Genomic DNA, 1,049 nt, shown 5'->3' with positions numbered 1-1,049 from the left:
AACCGAACGGTTGTCGTCCCCCAACGAATGATCCTAGAGGGGACGACACAAAGACAATGGGAACACTCTTCTGGCTTGTACAGAAGAGTTCCTTTGTAAATCAAGCAAATTTGCCCTTTGTATTTTTCTTTAGTTAAACAATTTTCCTCGAAATAGATATTTAGGTCTAGAATATTTAGGGTATCTTTGATAAGCTGAGTATGAGACATCTTGAATCCTCCTATGAATTGGTAGCCAAATTAATTCTAAAGGATTTCAGGGTGTCTTTTCTATATTTTTTTTATACAAAAAAGGGTTCTGTTGCAAAGTTTTAAATCTACTATCAAATAAGGTAGAATAATAGAAAAAGATAGCAGGAGGAATGACGATGAATCATTTTAAAGGAAAGCAATTTCAGCAGGATGTGATTATTGTAGCCGTGGGCTACTATCTTCGTTATAACCTTAGCTATCGTGAAGTTCAAGAAATCTTATATGATCGTGGCATTAACGTTTCTCATACGACGATTTATCGTTGGGTGCAAGAATATGGCAAACTACTCTATCAAATTTGGAAAAAGAAAAATAAAAAATCCTTTTATTCATGGAAAATGGATGAAACGTACATCAAAATTAAAGGAAAATGGCATTATTTGTATCGAGCCATCGATGCAGATGGTTTAACCTTGGATATTTGGTTACGTAAAAAACGGGACACACAAGCAGCCTATGCTTTTCTTAAGCGGTTAGTGAAGCAGTTTGATGAACCGAAGGTTGTAGTCACAGATAAAGCCCCCTCTATTACAAGTGCCTTTAAGAAACTAAAAGAATACGGCTTTTATCAAGGGACAGAACATCGTACCATTAAATACCTGAATAATTTGATTGAACAAGACCATCGTCCAGTAAAGAGACGCAATAAATTCTATCGAAGTTTACGCACTGCCTCTACCACGATTAAAGGCATGGAAGCCATTCGAGGATTATATAAGAAAACCCGAAAAGAAGGCACTCTCTTCGGGTTTTCGGTCTGTACTGAAATCAAGGTATTATTGAGAATCCCAGCTTAAA

General features: G+C 36.3%; 1 protein-coding gene and 1 pseudogene. One reads left to right on the top strand and one right to left on the bottom strand.

Features of this window, described 5'->3' with window-relative positions:
- Positions 1-209, bottom strand: a pseudogene (locus tag ACFFUV_RS23405) (ISL3 family transposase); the annotation flags it as partial.
- Between the two features lie 158 nt (positions 210-367).
- Here ACFFUV_RS23405 and ACFFUV_RS23400 point away from each other — a divergent pair.
- Positions 368-1,048, top strand: a complete 681-nt coding sequence (locus tag ACFFUV_RS23400) for an IS6-like element IS1216 family transposase (protein ID WP_162781366.1) — start codon at positions 368-370, stop codon at positions 1,046-1,048.
- Position 1,049: the final 1 nt, after the last annotated feature.

The sequence above is a fragment of the Vibrio olivae genome (assembly GCF_042428525.1).
Lineage (GTDB): Bacteria > Pseudomonadota > Gammaproteobacteria > Enterobacterales > Vibrionaceae > Vibrio > Vibrio olivae.
This window is presented reverse-complemented; position numbering and strand designations above follow the sequence as displayed.